This window comes from Frankia sp. AgKG'84/4 (assembly GCF_023242965.2).
GTDB lineage: Bacteria > Actinomycetota > Actinomycetes > Frankiales > Frankiaceae > Frankia.
Window position 1 is genome coordinate 1 of the sequence record NZ_JALKFU020000891.1, and the last position, 854, is coordinate 854.

The window sequence follows — 854 nt, forward strand, 5'->3', positions numbered from 1 at the left end:
GGGCCGCCGCCGCACCCTGGACCGCGCGCCTGTCCGCCCACGCCGAGCGCGACCCGGGCCGCGTCGCCCTGGTCACCTCCACGGCGACCCTCACCTACGGGGAGCTGGCGGCGCGGGCCGAGGCGCTGCGGGTGGTCCTCGCCGGGCACGGCGCCGGTCCGGGTAGTGTCGTCGCCCTCGCGCTGCCTCGCACGGCCGACCTGGTCGTCGCGCTCGCCGCCACCGGCCTCGCCGGCGCCGCCTACCTGCCGGTCGACACCGGCTACCCGGCCGACCGGATCGCCTACCTCCTCACCGACGCGGCACCGAAGGTGCTCCTCACCACCCGTGCCCTCGCACCGGGCCTGCCGCTGCCCTCCGGGGCAGGCTTGCTGCTCGTCGACGAGCCCGGGACGTGGACGGCCCCCGCGACCGGTCCGGCCGGCGTCGATCCCGACAGCCCGGCCTATCTGATCTACACGTCGGGCTCGACCGGACGCCCCAAGGGCGTCATCGTCAGCCACCGGTCGTTCGCGACGTTCCTCGCCTCGTTCGTCGAGGCCGTGGGCATCAGCTCGGCGGACCGGGTGCTGGCCGCGACGACCCTGGCCTTCGACCCGAGCACCGTGGAGCTGATCGCACCGCTGACCGTCGGCGGGTGCGTCCACCTCGTCGACGGCGACGCGGCGCGGGACCCGGCGGTCCTCGCCGGCCTGCTCGGCTCCGGCGCCGTCACGCTGGCACAGGCCACCCCGACCCGCTGGCGGTCCGTTCTCGACGCCGCCCCCGGGCCGTTCCCGGGTCCGCCACCACTCCAACCACGCCGGGAGCAAGCCCGCGGGGATCACCTCGGTGCCGCTGGAGAGCCTGATGCC

Annotated in this window: 1 protein-coding gene; it reads left to right on the forward strand. The window is 76.6% G+C overall.

The genetic code is table 11. From position 1 onward, the window contains the following. Nucleotides 1-854 (forward strand): AMP-binding protein (locus MXD58_RS25870; RefSeq protein WP_250610330.1); only part of this gene is annotated, 854 nt, incomplete at both ends.